The organism is Agarivorans sp. Alg241-V36 (assembly GCF_900537085.1).
In the GTDB taxonomy this organism is placed as follows: Bacteria; Pseudomonadota; Gammaproteobacteria; order Enterobacterales; family Celerinatantimonadaceae; genus Agarivorans.
The window spans coordinates 932268-948976 of sequence record NZ_UNRE01000001.1 but is presented as its reverse complement, the minus strand read 5'-3'; the positions used below and the strand labels follow the sequence as shown (position 1 = coordinate 948976).

15 protein-coding genes and 1 pseudogene are annotated in these 16709 nt (G+C 44.5%); 4 read left to right on the top strand and 12 right to left on the bottom strand.

Annotation, left to right across the window (positions count from 1 at the left end):
• The 5 genes and pseudogenes from G6R11_RS04535 to fabB all read right to left on the bottom strand — a co-directional run.
• Positions 1-447 (bottom strand): annotated as a pseudogene (locus G6R11_RS04535) (IS3 family transposase); the annotation flags it as partial.
• Positions 448-542: 95 nt separating this feature from the next.
• Positions 543-2846, bottom strand: a complete 2304-nt coding sequence (locus G6R11_RS04530; RefSeq protein ID WP_163131846.1) for a FimV/HubP family polar landmark protein — start codon at positions 2844-2846, stop codon at positions 543-545.
• A 184-nt stretch (positions 2847-3030) separates the two neighbouring features.
• Positions 3031-4056, bottom strand: a complete 1026-nt coding sequence (locus tag G6R11_RS04525; RefSeq protein WP_163131845.1) for an Asd/ArgC dimerization domain-containing protein — start codon at positions 4054-4056, stop codon at positions 3031-3033.
• The gene (locus G6R11_RS04520; protein WP_163131843.1) at positions 4056-5180 is read right to left on the bottom strand and encodes a 4-phosphoerythronate dehydrogenase; all 1125 of its coding nucleotides are present in this window, start codon (positions 5178-5180) and stop codon (positions 4056-4058) included. The genes G6R11_RS04525 and G6R11_RS04520 overlap by 1 nt, the downstream gene beginning before the upstream one ends.
• Before the next feature lie 112 nt (positions 5181-5292).
• Positions 5293-6510 (bottom strand): beta-ketoacyl-ACP synthase I, encoded by a 1218-nt coding sequence (fabB, locus tag G6R11_RS04515; protein WP_163131841.1) that lies wholly within the window; start codon positions 6508-6510, stop codon positions 5293-5295.
• A 114-nt stretch (positions 6511-6624) separates the two neighbouring features.
• Here fabB and mnmC point away from each other — a divergent pair, with 114 nt between their 5' ends.
• On the top strand, positions 6625-8667 hold the full coding sequence (gene mnmC, locus G6R11_RS04510; RefSeq protein ID WP_163131839.1) for a bifunctional tRNA (5-methylaminomethyl-2-thiouridine)(34)-methyltransferase MnmD/FAD-dependent 5-carboxymethylaminomethyl-2-thiouridine(34) oxidoreductase MnmC: 2043 nt from the start codon (positions 6625-6627) through the stop codon (positions 8665-8667).
• 64 nt (positions 8668-8731) lie between these two features.
• Here mnmC and G6R11_RS04505 read toward each other — a convergent pair whose 3' ends face one another.
• Positions 8732-9304, bottom strand: a complete 573-nt coding sequence (locus G6R11_RS04505; RefSeq protein WP_163131837.1) for a DUF922 domain-containing protein — start codon at positions 9302-9304, stop codon at positions 8732-8734.
• A 289-nt stretch (positions 9305-9593) separates the two neighbouring features.
• Here G6R11_RS04505 and G6R11_RS04500 point away from each other — a divergent pair, with 289 nt between their 5' ends.
• Positions 9594-10640: a response regulator gene (locus G6R11_RS04500; RefSeq protein ID WP_163131835.1), complete on the top strand. Its 1047-nt coding sequence runs from the start codon at positions 9594-9596 to the stop codon at positions 10638-10640.
• A complete protein-coding gene (locus G6R11_RS04495; protein ID WP_163131833.1) occupies positions 10637-11605 on the top strand; it encodes a sensor domain-containing diguanylate cyclase in 969 nt (322 codons plus the stop codon). The genes G6R11_RS04500 and G6R11_RS04495 overlap by 4 nt, the downstream gene beginning before the upstream one ends.
• A gap of 65 nt (positions 11606-11670) precedes the next feature.
• Here G6R11_RS04495 and G6R11_RS04490 read toward each other — a convergent pair whose 3' ends face one another.
• The 5 genes from G6R11_RS04490 to prmB all read right to left on the bottom strand — a co-directional run bounded on the left by G6R11_RS04490 (position 11671) and on the right by prmB (position 15703).
• On the bottom strand, positions 11671-11970 hold the full coding sequence (locus G6R11_RS04490) for a hypothetical protein (protein WP_163131831.1): 300 nt from the start codon (positions 11968-11970) through the stop codon (positions 11671-11673).
• A complete protein-coding gene (locus tag G6R11_RS04485; RefSeq protein ID WP_163131829.1) occupies positions 11915-13090 on the bottom strand; it encodes an ATP-NAD kinase family protein in 1176 nt (391 codons plus the stop codon). Before G6R11_RS04485 ends, G6R11_RS04490 begins: the two co-directional genes overlap by 56 nt.
• Positions 13083-13595, bottom strand: a complete 513-nt coding sequence (locus tag G6R11_RS04480; protein WP_163131828.1) for an elongation factor P hydroxylase — start codon at positions 13593-13595, stop codon at positions 13083-13085. Before G6R11_RS04480 ends, G6R11_RS04485 begins: the two co-directional genes overlap by 8 nt.
• A gap of 84 nt (positions 13596-13679) precedes the next feature.
• Complete coding sequence (aroC, locus tag G6R11_RS04475) at positions 13680-14768, bottom strand: chorismate synthase (protein ID WP_163131826.1); 1089 nt, start codon at positions 14766-14768, stop codon at positions 13680-13682.
• A 14-nt stretch (positions 14769-14782) separates the two neighbouring features.
• The gene (gene prmB / locus G6R11_RS04470; protein ID WP_163131824.1) at positions 14783-15703 is read right to left on the bottom strand and encodes a 50S ribosomal protein L3 N(5)-glutamine methyltransferase; all 921 of its coding nucleotides are present in this window, start codon (positions 15701-15703) and stop codon (positions 14783-14785) included.
• 63 nt (positions 15704-15766) lie between these two features.
• Here prmB and smrB point away from each other — a divergent pair, with 63 nt between their 5' ends.
• On the top strand, positions 15767-16291 hold the full coding sequence (gene smrB / locus G6R11_RS04465; RefSeq protein ID WP_163131823.1) for an endonuclease SmrB: 525 nt from the start codon (positions 15767-15769) through the stop codon (positions 16289-16291).
• A 48-nt stretch (positions 16292-16339) separates the two neighbouring features.
• On the opposite strand, the gene G6R11_RS04460 is transcribed toward smrB, so the two are convergent.
• Positions 16340-16549 carry a DUF1107 family protein gene (locus G6R11_RS04460; RefSeq protein WP_016403429.1) on the bottom strand — a complete coding sequence of 70 codons (210 nt, stop codon included), beginning with the start codon at positions 16547-16549 and terminating at the stop codon, positions 16340-16342.
• Positions 16550-16709 lie beyond the last annotated feature (160 nt).

Genomic DNA, 16709 nt, shown 5'->3' with positions numbered 1-16709 from the left:
GATAAATAGATTGCCGCGAAATACCCGCCGCGCGACATGCAGCAGCTAGGTTTATTTCGCTGTCGGTTTTCGCTTGCCAGATGTACCGGATAAGTACTTTTTTCTAAGGCCCGCTCCGTATTCATTGTCCATGATATCGACCATACCATTGAGGATTTGGTTACGTAGCTTCTCTTCGGCTAACTCACGCTCAAGGCGCTTGATTGTTTCGGCTGGCGTTTCTTTTGAATTAGGCATAAGGGGATGCTGAAATGGTTTTGACCAATCAAGCCTACCATGTTTTCTGAGCCAAACCAGTACTGTTGAACGCCCCTGAATGCCAAATCGGGCTTGAGCTTGTTTGTAAGTCATTTCGCCTTTTTCGACGCGCTCTACGACACCTAATTTAAAGGCTAAGGTGTAATCTCGTTGTGTGCGCTTAGGGCTTGAGTTAATGGGTGTTGTCATAAAGAAGTCCTCTTTATGTCAACCTATTTCCGGACGGGACAACAGACACAAAAAAGGCAGTGATATAATCACTGCCTTTTTATACTGGCTGAATGTTAGCTAAAACGCGACAGTAACTCTTCGGCTTCTTTCTTCAAGTTTTTATCTTCGCTAATCAACACTTCTTGAAGGATTTTTTTAGCCCCGTCTTGGTCGTCAATTTCCAAGTAGGCTCTGGCTAAATCGAGCTTTGAAGCCATTTCAGCATTAGCGTCAACATCTACTGCTGGTTGTTCTTGCGGTAATACATCAGGGAACGAATCTAGCTCCACATCTAAACTAGGGCTGTCGTAAGGATCCGCTTCTTCAGTATTTTCTTCATCAGCATCATTTAACAGCATATCAATATCAACGAACTCTCGTTCTTCAATGTCGCTACGCGATGGAAGTTCTTCTTGCTCTGTTGCCTCAGCATCTTCATTAAAAGCATCTGAACCAAAGCTAGCAAACATGCTATCGATGTCGTCATCAGAAACTTCGTCTTCAGTCTCTTCAACTGCTTCGGTAGAAAGTTCAGGACTAGTTTCCTCGGCAAGAGGCTCTAAGTCTAAATCTGCTAATTTACTATCAAAGTCAGAGATATCAGCAACATTATCGGCAGCCGCTTCTTCTTCCGCTTCAATAGATGGGTCTTCAAGTTCAAATTCGGTTAAGTCAACAAAGTCATCATCTAAGTCAAAAGCTTCTGGCTCTCTGCTAGGCGCGGTTTCAGGCTCAGGCGTTTCGACAGTTTCTTCAGCTACACTTAAAGCCTCTAAGTCTGCTGTGGCATCTTCAAGTGTTCCAGCCTCTTCTTCTAAGCTAGCGGTAGGATCTTCAAGCTCGGTTAACTCGTCTTCATCGAGTTCAGCGGATAAATCAATATTGTCTAAATCGACCTTTTCTTGCTCGCTAACCTCTGATAACTCAGCTTCCATTTCTTGTTGCTGTTTAAGCGCATCTTCAAATGAAAGCTCTTCGTCTTCAGCAGGCCCCTCTTCGCTTACTTCAAATAAGTCTTGCTCGTCATCATCCATAGCCAGAGCAGCAGCCAAATCATCTGCGCTAATTACTGAATCGCTATCTTCTTCAACCGCAACATCATCTTCTGGGGCGTCATCCAGAGAAGGCACTAAGTCGTCAGATTCAAAGGCATCTAAAGCTGCCATTTCACTATCATCAAGTGAAATTTCATTGCTAGAGTCAGCCTCTTCTTGGGTAGCAGCAAAATCTTCAAAGCTAGCTTCTTCAATTTCTGGCTCTAGATCATCAACGTCATCTTCAAACGTTTCGGGCTCAGGGATGGTTTCATCTACACTTAGGTCGGGTTCGTCTTCCTCAAACTGACTATTTAAATCTTCGGTTTGCCCGTCTTCAGGTTCTAAGTTGTCGCTAAATAGCTGTGAAAACTCGTCGTTTTCATCATCCATCATATTGAGGGTTGATTCAGCCATTTCCTTATCTTGTTCTTCTAGCTCTTTTTTAGCTTTGCGTCTAAACAACAAGGTAATAACCAGCGCAATCAACAAAATCGGAATAAATATCGCTAAGCCAATGTTAAGTGGCGAAGAAAAGAAACCGGAGCTGCTTTCTTTGTCCATCTCACTGGCTTCGATTTTTGGTTTTTCTAGCAATTGTAAGATTTGTGTTTGATTGCGACGGTTTTCGTTTAACTCTTCACGAATACTGGCTAGCTCGTCACTTAACTCTTGAATACGCATTTTCATGCGATGATTAACTTCAGCCAAACCCACCATTTGCTGGCTAGATTCATCCATTTGCTGTTTTAGAACATCAAACTCTTGGCGTTTTAACTGCTCTAGCTCGTCGATACGTGTTTCTAAACGATCACGTAAGGAGTCCAAATCTTTTTGCGTTTTCTCTAGGGCGCCAGCGTCGGCCATTGGGCGAGCGGGAGTAACCGCTTTGGGTGTTGCAGCAGCAGGAGCAACTTGGGTGGTAGTGGTTTGTGCCACTGGTTTACTCACAACCACTTGAGTGGTTTTCTTCGGAGCTAAAGCCTGAACCGCAGCTTGGTGATTAATGGCTTGGGCTTCTTGAAGGGTTGGAAGCGTAAGATAGCTACCGTTAATAATGGAGTTGATATTGCCACTATTAAAAGCCTGGGGGTTTTTATTCAATATCGCGAACATCATTTGATATACGCTGATTGAACGAGAAGGACGATTTAAACTAGCAATAGCCCATAAAGTGTCATTGCTGCGCACTGGCCCATATGTTTGCTGTTCAGGTTCGCCAACAACTTCGTCTGGCCCTACTAACTCAACATAAAAGGTACCCGTTTCTTGTGCGATGGCTGTACTGAGAGTTGAGAATGATAAAACAGCCGACAATGCAACGAGGGAAATCTTCCGCCCCATAGTTTTTCCTTGTTTTCTTCCTAGAGACTGAATCGCTTCAATCCTTTGTTATTGCTTTAATATAACCAGCTAACAATCAGCGATCTAGCGAAACAACTAACAGTTTACGCCTAGATCGCATTTTACTACGCTTTTCCTCAACTAGAGTTATCGGCGCATTGACAATTATCTAAACATAATTCGCTTAAATATATTGTTTTATTAAAGTTTCTGCGATTAGCGCCGCGTTAGCCACCACTCCAGATTGCGGATTATTGGCCATTAAACTCAAGTTAACACCATTTTCTGTATTTGGATTTTGACGTAAGCGGCTTAGTACTATCGATTCGCTGTTAGCAATATTGCTTACTGGCGTAACCAACTCATCTTCAACAAGTTCAAAGGCTTGATGGTTAGTTAACCACTCTTTAATGCTTAGTAAATCTAAGGAGTAGGTTCCGTACAAATGCAATGACAAGGTGTCACCATAAAAAACCGGAACATGTTGTGCGCTTACATTGATGTTAAGTTCCGGAGACTGCAACATAGCTCGGCATTGCTCACTTAACTCAACTTCAAACTGGCTAGCACCAAGTAACGCTTCCTCACCCTGCTCTGGCAATAAGTTAAACGCCAGTTGTTGCGCAAACAATGTTGGCTCAACCGGCAAGCCGTTTAGCAAACGCGCTGTTTGCCCTGCTAGTTCATCTACACCGGGCTTACCTTTATTAGCAGCACTCAGCATGGCATTAACTTCTACACGCTCCAATTCAACATCTTGCTGAATAATGTGTAATAGCAAGGCTAGTTGACCGGCCAAACTGCTTGGGCAATTTAGCCAACGCTCAGACAAGCCTTCAGCCACTTGCTCAGGATTAACCGCTGCATGCACCCATGAGTACACCTCTTTGTTGGCACTCACCATGTCGATAATCACACAACCCAGTTGACGGGCTTGTTCAGCCATATCTATAGCAGCTTCTTCACCAGATAATAGCCAAGCCACACTCACTTCCGACCAATTAAGTAGCTCAGCCTCGGCAAAATCAAGACTTTGACCTTGCCACTTTAAGCGACTTTCTTGCTCTTCGTCGTCAAGCTCTTCCGTTGCTTCGATGTTTAAAGGAAAGATCTGGGCTGCTGGAAACTCTCGTTGCTCAAGTAGGTTTAGCAACTGCTGGCTTTGTTCACTTTCGGCACCGATGATTGCGACATTATGAAACTGTTGCATTATTTATTCTCTTGAATGTTAAAGCCAAGCGCACTCAGGTTTGCTTGCTTATGTTGATTAACCACCTGCAGCGCAGAAAATTCTCTACGTTGCGGATAAAATTTGCGGAGTTTATCAAACCCTACTGGGCTTGCTCCATGCTGGCGAAAGCGGCGATCGTCAGCAAAAATGTTGTATACCAGTTGAGTGAGCTTGCTTAGCTGAGACTCGATTAACTCACCGTTAAGGGTGATCGTTGAAAACACCGGCTCAGGTAATAGTTTCTCGCTCAAATCGTTCGCCTCAATCTGTAGCGCTTGGCACATGGCTTGGTAGACCATACTGGTGCCACGCATTTTCCCCTCTAGGCTATAACCAGCAATATGCGGAGTAGCAATAAACGCATACTTCACCAGAGGCTCAAGTATAGTCGGTTCACCCTCCCATACGTCTAGCACCAATAGCGGTGACTGCCCTTGCTCGGCAATTTCTAGCAAAGCGTGGTTGTCTATAACCTCTCCACGACAGGCATTAACTAAAATTTGCTCTGGCTTAAGTGCGCTAAGCACCTGCTGATTAAACAGGTGATAACTGGGATACTTGCCTGTTTTAGTTGATGGCACATGTAAGCTAATAACATCGGCAGCAATGACCTGCTCAAAGCTTACCGAAGTAGCGAGCGCCCCTTTCTCGCTAAGAGGCGGATCGTAAAGCATTACTTGCATACCAAGTGCAGCAGCCCGGATTGCAACTTGTGAGCCGGTGTTTCCAGCACCAACTATCGCAATGCTTTTTCCAGCCAGTGGTTGCTGGCGATACTCCGCGGCGGCTAACAAGGCAGTAGCTACATACTCACCTACGGCTATGGCGTTACACCCAGGGGCGCTAGCAAAGGCAATACCCTTGTCACTTAGCAAGGCTTGGTCTACGTGTTCAGTGCCAATGGTGGCGGTTCCCACAAACTTTAACTTGTTAGCTTGTGAAAGAAGCTGCTGATTAACCTTTGTTACCGAACGGACCAACAGAGCATCAGCATCAATCAATTGCTGCGGTTGCATGGTTCTTCCATCAACAGCCAATACTTCACCGTGCTGGCTTAAAATTTGTTGGGCAAAGGGGATATTTTCGTCGACAACTATTTTCATTGCGTATGTTATTGATGGCTACCTAGATTTTGAGGTGGGCAATCTTACCACGCGTTATAAATTCGATAAAAAAAAAGCTGCCTAAAGGCAGCTTTTTTCAAACAAAATTGATTTAGTCTTGGAAACGTTCGATTACAAGCGTGGCATTGGTGCCACCAAAACCAAAGCTGTTAGACATTACGCGATTTAACTTCGCGCTCTTGGCTTGGTTAGCCACAATGTTCAAACCTTCGGCTTTTTCATCCAAGGTGTTGATGTTAATGCTTGGCGCAACAAAGTCATTTTCCATCATCAACAAAGAGTAAATAGCTTCGTGAACACCAGCCGCGCCTAATGCGTGGCCAGTCATGGCTTTAGTTGCACTTATAAGTGGGCTGTTACCACCAAACACTTCTTGAATAGCGCCCAGTTCTTTCACATCGCCTACCGGCGTAGAAGTACCGTGAGTATTCACGTAATCAATATCGCCTTCTAGGCCTTGCATTGCTTGGCGCATACAACGTACAGCCCCTTCACCTGATGGCGCAACCATGTCGTAACCGTCAGACGTGGCACCGTAACCCACTACTTCACCGTAGATTTTAGCGCCACGAGCAAGTGCATGCTCTAACTCTTCAACAACAACCATACCGCCACCGCCAGAGATAACAAAACCGTCGCGGTCTGCATCGTAAGTACGTGAGGCAAGTTCTGGGTTGTCGTTATATTTAGTAGACAATGCACCCATGGCATCGAATTCCATGGCTAGAGTCCAGTGAAGCTCTTCACCGCCACCGGCAAATACCACGTCTTGCTTGCCTAATTGAATAAGCTCTAGAGCGTGGCCAATACAGTGAGCACTGGTTGCACAAGCACTGCTAATTGAATAGTTAACGCCTTTAATTTTAAACGGCGTTGCTAAACAGGCTGAAGTGGTGCTCGACATAGTTCTTGGCACCATGTAAGGACCAACACGACGTACACCTTTAGCACGTAAAATATCAGCTGCTTCTACTTGGTTTTTAGAAGACGCGCCACCAGAACCAACAACTAAGCCTGTACGCTCGTTCGAAACAAGTTCGTCAGCTAGCTTGGCATCTTCAATAGCTTGTTGCATAGACAAGTAAGAGAATGCTGCAGCATCGCCCATGAAACGCATGGTTTTACGGTCAACATGCTCAGCTGGGTTAATTTTTAAATCACCCCATACTTGGCTGCGTAAGTTTTGCTCGGCAAACTCAGGTGAATGGGTAATTCCCGATTTACCTGCTTGTAAGGATGCTAATACTTCTTCTTTATTGTTACCGATACTAGATATAATGCCTAGCCCGGTGATAACTGCTCTTTTCATCAGATGGTCTCACGGGTTGTATTTGCTGCTATGTTACCGATTTTGCAGCCTAATCTGGTCGGATGAGAGTACACGTGTACGCTTAAATTTTCTAGTAAAACTCGAGGTAAAGTTTTGTCTTCATCGGATAATGTGAATAACACCACAACAGCCACGATTCATTGGAATCCAGAAGGTACCCCTGTGGCTACCGATTACGACGATGTCTATTTCTCTGTAGACAATGGCTTAGCCGAAAGTCGTTACGTTTTTATTGAACAAAATCAACTCACTGAGCGCTGGAAAAACCACCAAAGTGCTAGCTACGTTATCGCCGAGACAGGCTTTGGCACCGGCTTAAACTTTTTAGCAGCATGGCATCACTACCAACAATTTCTCGAAGCAAACCCCGATACCGCTTTAACGCGACTACATTTTATTAGCTTTGAAAAGCACCCTTTATCGCTAAACGATCTAAGCCAAGCCTTAAAACAATGGCCAGAACTTAAAGACTTTAGTGACCAGTTAGTTGCATTCTACCCCCAAATTATGACGCCAGGATGTCACCGAATTGCCTTTCGCTACCCTGTAGCAATTACCTTAGATATTTGGATTGGTGATGTGCACCACAACCTGCCGGAAGTCCCTAACATTAACGGTGGTTTGGTCAACTCTTGGTTTTTAGACGGCTTCGCTCCTAGCAAAAACCCTGACATGTGGACCCAGGAATTATTCGAGGGCATGGCCTTGTTGTCTGCTGCTGATGCTTCTTTAGCAACCTTTACAGCAGCAGGCTTTGTAAGAAGAGGCTTAATTGAAGCAGGCTTTGATGCTCAAAAAGCCAAGGGCTTTGGCAGAAAGCGAGACATGTTAGTGGGTCGCTTTAAACAACACACCACTCCGCAAAGCGTAAACTCTCGCTTATATAATCGCCAAGGCATTAGGGCTGGAGAAGATGTCGCGATTATTGGCGCCGGTATCGCTGGGGTTAGCCTTGCTTATGCTTTAGTTAAGCGAGGGGTAAAAGTAAGCCTTTATGAGAAAAACAGCGCCGCAGCTTTAGAAGCATCGGGTAATCGACAAGGTGCCGTTTACCCTTTGCTTAGCCCTAACCAACCACATGTTAGTGAGTTTTTTCAGCATGCCTTCAACTATCATCACCAAGTGTTATCTCAACTGGAGCAACAGCAGTTCAAAGTTGAGCATGATTACTGCGGCTTATTGCAACTGGCTTATAACGACAAGTCTCAAGCAAAAAATCTCAATATAGCTCAAGCCGGTTACCCTAAAGAATTAGTTTACCCTGTGGACAAGGCGACAGCCAGCAAGCTCGCGGGTGTAAGTCTAGATAATGAGGCTCTATATTACCCACTCGCGGGCTGGGTGAATGCTAAACAATGTGTGCAAACCATTCTAAAAGCAGCCGAACAATCGGGTCTGTTAAGCGTGCACTACGGGCATGAATTAAGCCAATTCGAACTTGAAAACCAACACTGTCGCCTAGATTTTGGCTCGCAGGTAAAACAACACAACAATGTAGTTTTCTGCCAATCTCACCATCTATTGAAATTGCCCCAAGCCGAGCAGCTACCCATTACCCCAGTGCGCGGACAAGTTAGCCATGTCGATACCACTGCACAGTTAAGTAAACTGAGTAAGGTATTGTGCTACGAAGGCTACTTAACCCCCGCGAACCATCAACAGCATTGCATTGGAGCCAGTTACATTCGCAATGATTTAAGCCTTGAGCTAAAAGCTAACGAAGCAGAAAAAAACTTAGCGGCGATTAGAAAGTGTCAGCCCCAGCCATGGAACGAACAACTAACATTAGCAGATACTCCAGGCCGAGCAGCAACCCGCTGCGCAGTGCGCGACCATTTCCCATTAATCGGCCAGTTGCCAAACCTAGAACAGCTGTTTAGTGAGCAATACAAGCAGCAATGGCAAGAGGTAGTTCCACCAAGTTATGGTGGGGTATTTGTTGCCATTGGTTTTGGTTCAAGAGGGATATGCAGCGCGCCATTCGCCACAGAGTTATTGGCCGCTCAATTGTGTAATGAACCAATGCCACTTAAGCAAAGTACCTTAAACTGCATTCACCCACATCGCTTTTGGAACAGGCGTTTAGTAAAAAAACGCCCTTTAGCCTTAAATTATCGCGAGTTTAAAACCAGGTAGGTAAGAGGATTGAATATTTTCTCCAAGGTAGCGATAACACTACCTTGGGAATGTAGCTTATTGCTTAGGGGATCGTTAAACCTAAAGACTCGCCATGGCGGGTTTGGCGCTGATAAGTACGAACTTTTTGCTGGGCACTGGCCAGTGCCGCCCTTCCCTTAGCATTTATTAACGCTTCCAGTTTGTCGCACTCGGTCGCACTTAAGCCTTGGGTTTGCTGAACAAAACGATCAACACTTTGCTCAATTAAGCGGGTGATTTTTTGATGGTACTGCTGTGCTGCCGCTATGTAACCAATCCAAGATTGCTGAGCGGCAAAGTCTGCTTTACTTTGGCTTATCCAGCGAGGCATGACTAAATCGGCACTTAATTGTAGTTCTGGCTTTAGAGCCTCACAACGGTCGTTGCGAATTTGCACCTTGGGTGTCCAATTCATTGTATATTGCGCTGCAATACTATAGCGATTGCCCTGTTTTTCGGGGCCTTGAGCTTTTAGCTGATTACGTAACTGGTTTAAATCATGCGCACTAATATCGTAATACTCTATACTGCTTTGCACCGAGGCAGACTGGGCGCATACAGAAAACAGTACACAAACAGCCACTACTCCTTGCCTGATCCATCTTGCTGGTTTCACTTTAGTTCCTCTAAATAATCCATTTCCGTTTGCTAGCGTTGCCGCTATTTATAGATTTATTTTTATATTTTGACCCAGCAGCATAACAGACAGCCAGCACAAGTTTGAAACTTTAACGAATAATCAATAACTTCTCGACTAAACTTATCTTTACACTGAACTACAAAACAGTTTTTGTGAATTACCTCAAAGCGCGGCGTACAAATCTCTGTTTTTTATCAATAGATACTTAGCAAGGTTGGCATTTAGCTTCATACTGTCAGCATACAAGGAGAGTTAATAGTAAATTATGTCGTTACCAATTCTCATATGCGATGATTCCAACCTCGCAAGAAAACAAATGGCTCGCAGCCTTCCACCCGGCTGGGATGTAGAGATAAGCTTCGCCAAACATGGTCAAGAAGGGGTTGAGCTGATCCGTCAAGGTAAAGGAGACGTGGTTTTCCTCGATCTCAACATGCCTGTAATGGACGGCTATGAAGTACTAGAAGAAGTTCAGAAAAACGATTTACCCGCGCTTATTATCGTGGTGTCCGGCGATGTTCAGCCAGAAGCCTATAGCCGAGTTAAACAACTTGGTGCCCTCGACTTCATTAAAAAGCCCACCAACAAGGCAAAAATTGGCGAGATCTTGGTTGCTTACGGCATTGTTGAATCACAGCAGTTGCTTGAACTTGAAAACGACCTAGCCGCATTAGATAAAATGGCAACGCCGGTCAACGATACGCTTTCACCGAAGATTGTAGACTTTAGAGACCATTATCAAGAAATTGCCAACGTAGCCATGGGTCGAGCGGCAGACTTGCTAGCTCGCTTACTCGATGCATTTATTGTTTTGCCTATCCCTAACGTTAATATTCTTGAGACCAGCGAACTGCATATGGCGCTAACGTCGGTAGAAGAAAACGAAGCGATGTCTGCGGTATGCCAGGGCTTTATCGGCTCAGGTATCGCAGGAGAAGCGCTGCTTTTATTCCACGATTCTAGTTTTGCAGATATGTCTAAGCTGATGAATTATAAAGGTGAGTTAGACGATAACGGGCAGCTGGAAGTACTAATGGATATTGCCAATATTCTTATTGGCGCTTGTCTTAAAGGCGTATCCGATCAACTCGATGTTGGCTTCTCGCAAGGCCACCCAGTGGTCTTAGGGCAACATTGTAATATCGGCGATTTAATAAATAGTAATACCAGTCGCTGGCAAAAAACCTTGGCAATTGAAATCAACTACACTATTGAAAAGCACAATATTCAATGTGACTTATTGTTGCTGATTACCGAAGATTCACTGCCAACCCTAAATAACAAAATTTCTTACTTATTTGAGCACCAATGAGCCAACATCAAAATGAAATGAATGAGTTCCACTGGATGCTGGACATGATACAAACTATCGATGTCGGCCTAGTGGTGCTCGATAAAGATTATCAAGTACAAGTGTGGAACAACTTCATGGAAACCCATAGTGGCTTGCGTCCCGACCAAGCCCAAGGCAAAAAGCTGTTTTCATTATTCCCTCAGCTTCCAGAAGATTGGCTACGCCACAAAATTGATTCTGTATTTTTTCTAAAGAATCGCGCATTCACCACCTGGGAGCAGCGTCCACACGTTTTTCCATTTAAAAATTATCGTCCTATTACGGGTACGGTAGATTTTATGTACCAAAACATAACCATTATCCCGCTTACTTCACTAACCGGTATTGTTACCCATATTAGTTTGATTATTTATGATGTTACCGATAGTGCCGTAAATAAGCTTGAGGCGCAGAAGGTTAACGAAGAGCTAAAAATATTAAGCCGCACCGACAAGCTGACTCAGCTTTACAACCGAGGGTACTGGCAAGATAGGTTAGACCAAGAATTTAATCGTTTTGTGCGAAACACCGCGCCTAGCTCTCTGGTGATGTTTGACATTGACCACTTTAAAAAAGTAAACGATACCTACGGCCACCCAGCAGGCGATAAAATCATTACCTTAGTGGGTGATACCTTACGCAAAGTTATGCGTAAAACCGATATTGCAGGGCGTTATGGTGGTGAAGAATTTGGCGTAATTTTAACTGATACAGACTCAGAACATGCCAAAATATTTTGCGAGCGCTTACGAACCGCTATTGAAGCCTTAAAGCCGGTAGTAGGTGGGGTAGAAATCCCCTTTACTGTGAGTTTAGGAGTCGCGGAATTAGATGACCAAACCGCAAGCGCAAAAGATTGGTTAGCGAATACCGACCAAGCTTTATACCAAAGTAAACACAAGGGTCGAAACCAAACCAGTTTGTTTAGTCATAAAACTAACTAATTTTGGGTAGTCATTAACGAAAAAAGCAAAGCCTAGGCTTTGCTTTTTTGTTTTGACTTAAGCTCTTACGCGACAGCAGAAACTTGCTGCTGACTATCAGCAAACGAGATAGCATCGCGCCACAGGGCTTCTACCTGCGATTGCATAGTTTCGTCGGTTTCACCGTCAAAGTGAGCATCCAACAAAGCAATATGCATTTGTGATTTTAAGCAATGCACCATTGGGCGACCACTTAATTCAGTCAAAGTTGCTACTACACCTAGGTGATCACCTAAGTATTGAATAACATTTTTTGGTGGAGCATTTAGATTAGTGTCGTGGCTGTTCAGGTAAGTCTGCAGCAGGGTGACATAATTCTTGAGCATCGGTAACCTCATTTTCAGGGTTCGATACTCGATACATAATATAATCGCGGTAACCAGTAATTACCTTGATGCTTCCAGATAAATATTTATCTAGTTCTGTATCGCCAGTATCAACAATCAACGGGCGTCCATGCAAAGATTTAAGTTTAGTTTTGCTTGCTACAACTACAATATTATCTCGGCCAAGCTTGCGAATAACCGCAGGACTTAGTTGCTGATTGCCACGGCCAAATAAATGACCTTGACCACCAATAGGTGTAATCAATAGCTTTGTTTTTACGTCGCTTATTCTATTAATCAGCTCTGCTGCGGTCAAATCCTCTTGGACGATTTGGTGATCTTTAACCAAATCTACTCCCAGAAGAGTATTAGGCAGTGATAACTCCTGCATAATAGCGGCTACAGTGGAGCCTGATCCCGCGATAAATTGTTCATCTTCTAACAACTCTATCACTTCAGCGGCGATATCCTGTAAAACCAGCTCTTCAGATTCAATACCAGCTTGCTTAACAGATTGAACATAACGCACTTCATCGGGCACTAACATCTCGCCAAAACACTTGGCTCGAACCCTACCTTCCCGAAATGCTTGCTCATCAATATCCATGACTTCGGCACTTTTAAGGCTTAACATTTCGCCCTTGAGCAACTTTTCAATGACAATGCCACTAGCTGCTGGCGTTACCCCGTAAACTCCAGAGTGAATTTTGCACCCAGCTGGAATACCGAGGCATTGAGTACCCTCGCCCACAGCGCCAAGCACATCACGGGCAGTACCGTCTCCACCAGCAAACACCAATAACTCAATGCCTAGTTCCGCTAGTTGCTTAGCCGCTTGTTGGGTATCGCTTGCTTGCGAGGGTTGCTGAGCTTGATAAACAACTTTATGAGGGAGCGAAAGCTTTTGGCACAAACTTTCGCCCATTTCGCCAGAAGCTGTGTAAACAACAAACTCTTGCTTAATATCACTAAGTGCCCGTAAAGCCTGTTCGGCGCGTAAGTTGGCTTTCTTTTCTGCACCTCTGGCCAGCGCTTGTTCGCTTACTCCATCAGAGCCTTTAAGTGCTACGCTGCCGCCAACACCAGCAATAGGGTTTACAATTAAACCCAGTTTAATCATTTGCACCCTCTACCATTGCTTGATTTGCCTTATTTAACACCGTCATGAATCTTTGAGCCCTTGCAGGGAAGCCTTGCTGCAAATATAGCTGATATTGCTCCTCAACTGCAGCAGCAAACGCGTGGCGGTCGCTCTGGAAGCCAGATAAGTTATCTACACTCACTTGAAAAGGCCGGCCTGCAGCATAAGCTAAGCCACACTCCACTGCTTGTGGCTTATACTCTACTTTTTCAAAATCCAACTGCTGTTGTTGGTTTCGTCCATCAGCCTTATACCAATAACCATAATCTTCTAACAGGCGGCGCTTCTCACCGGCAATACACCAATGGGCAATTTCATGCAGCGCGCTGGCGTAGAACCCGTGGGCAAATACCACTTGGTGTTTGGCTCGCTTGTCGCTTGCAGGCAAGTATATCGGCTCATCATCTCCGGCTACAAGTTCGGTATTAAAGTCAGCGAAGGTTTGATTAAACAAAGTAATAAGCTGTTTTACATCGTCCAGCATGGTGACTTACTCTCTACTTCTGTCTGCGCTATAAAAAAGCCCCTAAATGCAGCATTTAAGGGCTTAATAATAAAGGCTGTGAGCTTAACGCAGAATCGGTGTCTCTGTCGCTACAGCACCGTTTTGGCCCCGCTGACGCAAACAATGATCCATTAACACAATGGCTAACATTGCTTCTGCAATTGGCACCGCTCGAATCCCAACACATGGGTCATGACGCCCTTTGGTCACTACCTCTACAGGCTTACCAAATTTATCGATGGTTTGCCCCGGTACGGTAATGCTTGAAGTTGGCTTTAAGGCAATATGCGCAACAACGTCTTGGCCAGAAGAAATACCACCTAATACGCCACCAGCATGATTAGAGCTAAAGCCTTCTGGAGTCATTTCATCTCGGTGTTCGCTACCGCGTTGATTAACCACCGCAAAGCCATCACCAATTTCGACGGCTTTAACCGCATTAATTCCCATTAAAGCGTGGGCAATATCGGCATCTAAGCGGTCAAATACTGGCTCACCTAATCCAACCGGAACCTGTTTGGCAACAATGCTTAAGCGCGCTCCAATTGAATCACCTTCTTTTTTAAGCGCACGCATGAACTCGTCTAGCTCTTCTAACTTGCTTTCATCAGGGAAGAAAAACGGGTTTTGTTCGATTTGCGAGAAATCAACATTCTCAGCTTTTACCGGACCGAGTTCACTAAGGTAACCGTGTATCTCAACACCGTGATGTTGTTTTAGGTATTCCTTAGCAATTACTCCCGCCGCTACACGCATTGCGGTTTCACGAGCGGAAGAGCGACCACCACCACGGTAATCACGCGTACCGTATTTTTGATGATAGGTATAGTCGGCATGGCCTGGGCGGAACATGTCTTTGATGTTGGAGTAATCTTTAGAACGCTGGTCAGTGTTCTCAATCATTAAACCAATAGATGTACCGGTAGTTTTCCCTTCAAACACACCCGCAAGAATTTTAACTTGGTCTGGTTCACGACGTTGAGTGGTATAACGCGAAGTACCCGGTCTACGGCGATCCAAATCTTTTTGAATCATCTCTTCAGTTATTTCGAGTCCAGGTGGACACCCGTCAATAATACAACCCAGAGCAACACCATGGCTTTCACCAAAGGTTGTTACGCGAAAGAGCTGGCCAATGCTGTTTCCTGCCATTAATTCTATCCTTACTATTCAAATTGCGAGCTGCAAGCAAGTAATTGCTCACGGCTAATAATAAATACTCCGTGTCCACCGTTAGTAAACTCTATCCAAGTAAACGGGACATCGGGAAACTGTTGCTGCATATGCACCTGGCTATTGCCAATTTCTACAATTAGCAAACCATTTGGGTTTAAGTGCTCGGCAGCATCAGCCAAAATTTTCTTCGTTAACTCAAGACCATCAAAGCCCGAGGCAAGGCCTAGTTCTGGCTCATGCATAAATTCATCAGGCAAGTTACTCATGTCTTCAGCATCAACATAAGGGGGATTGCTTACGATTAAATCGTAGGTCTGTCCGGTTAACTCAGTTAATCCGTCAGACAAAATAGGCGTTACTTGCTGCTCTAAACCATGGCCTTGAATATTAATCTCTGCCACGGCTAATGCATCTTCTGATATATCAACCGCATCAACTTCCGCTTCTGGGAATGCATAGGCACAGCCAATAGCAATACAGGCGCTACCGGTACACAAATCTAGTATGCGTTTTGGCTCTTCTACTAACCACGGCGAGAATTGCGTTTCAATAAGCTCGGCAAAAGGAGAACGCGGCACAAGCACCCTTTCGTCCACATAAAACTCTAAGCCGGCAAACCATGCTTTATTGGTTAGATAAGCCACCGGTAAACGCTCTTGTACACGTTTTACCACTAGCTCAACCAGTAAACTACGTTCTTGACGAGTTAAACGCGCGTGCCTTACCTCTGGATCAACATCCAAAGGTAAATGTAAGCTTGGCAGTATCAACTGTACCGCTTCATCCCAAGCATTGTCGGTTCCGTGACCATAGAAAACGCCCGAAGCATTAAATCGACTCACCGCCCAGCGGATCATATCTTGAATAGTATGTAACTCATCGATTGCTTCTTCGATAAATATCTTTTCCAATTTGGCCTCCAGATTAAGTACAATCACCCACTATATGGCTTCAGGCACAACTGATTATAAAAGATGAAAAAACCAACTGACGAAGATTTCGCTGCTTTCAAAGAAGCGCTCAAAGGGGTTCGCCAGATAAAGCAAGATAAAATAAGTCTTGAGCCCACTCGAATCAAGCAAAAAAGCCAACAAAGAGAAAAACAACAACGAGCGGCGCTAAATAATAGTCAATTCTTCTTCTCAGACGAGTACCACCCTTTACTTCCCGACGAAGGCCCTATGCGCTGGCAAAGTGATGAATGTGACCCCTATGAGCTTAAAAAGCTAAGGCGCGGAGATTACTCACCTGAGATCATGCTGGATTTACATGGCCTAACGCAGCTGCAAGCCAAACAGGAAATTGCAGCCTTAATTGTAGAGTGCAAACAGCAGCATTATCATGTTGCTTCTATTATGCATGGCCACGGCCAACAGATCCTCAAAACTAAAGTGCCTCAATGGCTAGCACAACACCCCGAAGTATTAGCCTTTCACCAAGCGCCTAAAGTACACGGCGGTTCAAGCGCATTACTGATATTAATCAGCTCTCCAAACTAAAAAACCACTCCGAAGAGTGGTTTCTATTTTCAAAATAAAGCCCTGAGCTTAGGCGGCTTTATTCTTGAATTCGTCGATATGTTGATTCACTTCTGCCACTGTTTGCCGGTGCTTAGTGGTTTTGTGATTAGCCAAAGTTTCTAATTTACCATTTTTGAACTCGTATGCCCCTCGTCCTTGAATATACAAGCGTCCTTTGAAAAACGCTTTAACGTAACGGGCAATTTTTACCGGAGAATAGCGCGAAAATATCTTCATTCGTTATGTCCACTGCTGTTTTGACAAAACGAATATTACAGGGAGATTTAGGCGAATTCTAAACAAATCGGCAGCAATTTACAGTTACGCGAAGAAGATCTCAAAAGCACAAAAAACTGGGAACCTATGAGATCTAGAGCAAAACACCACCGCTAAACGT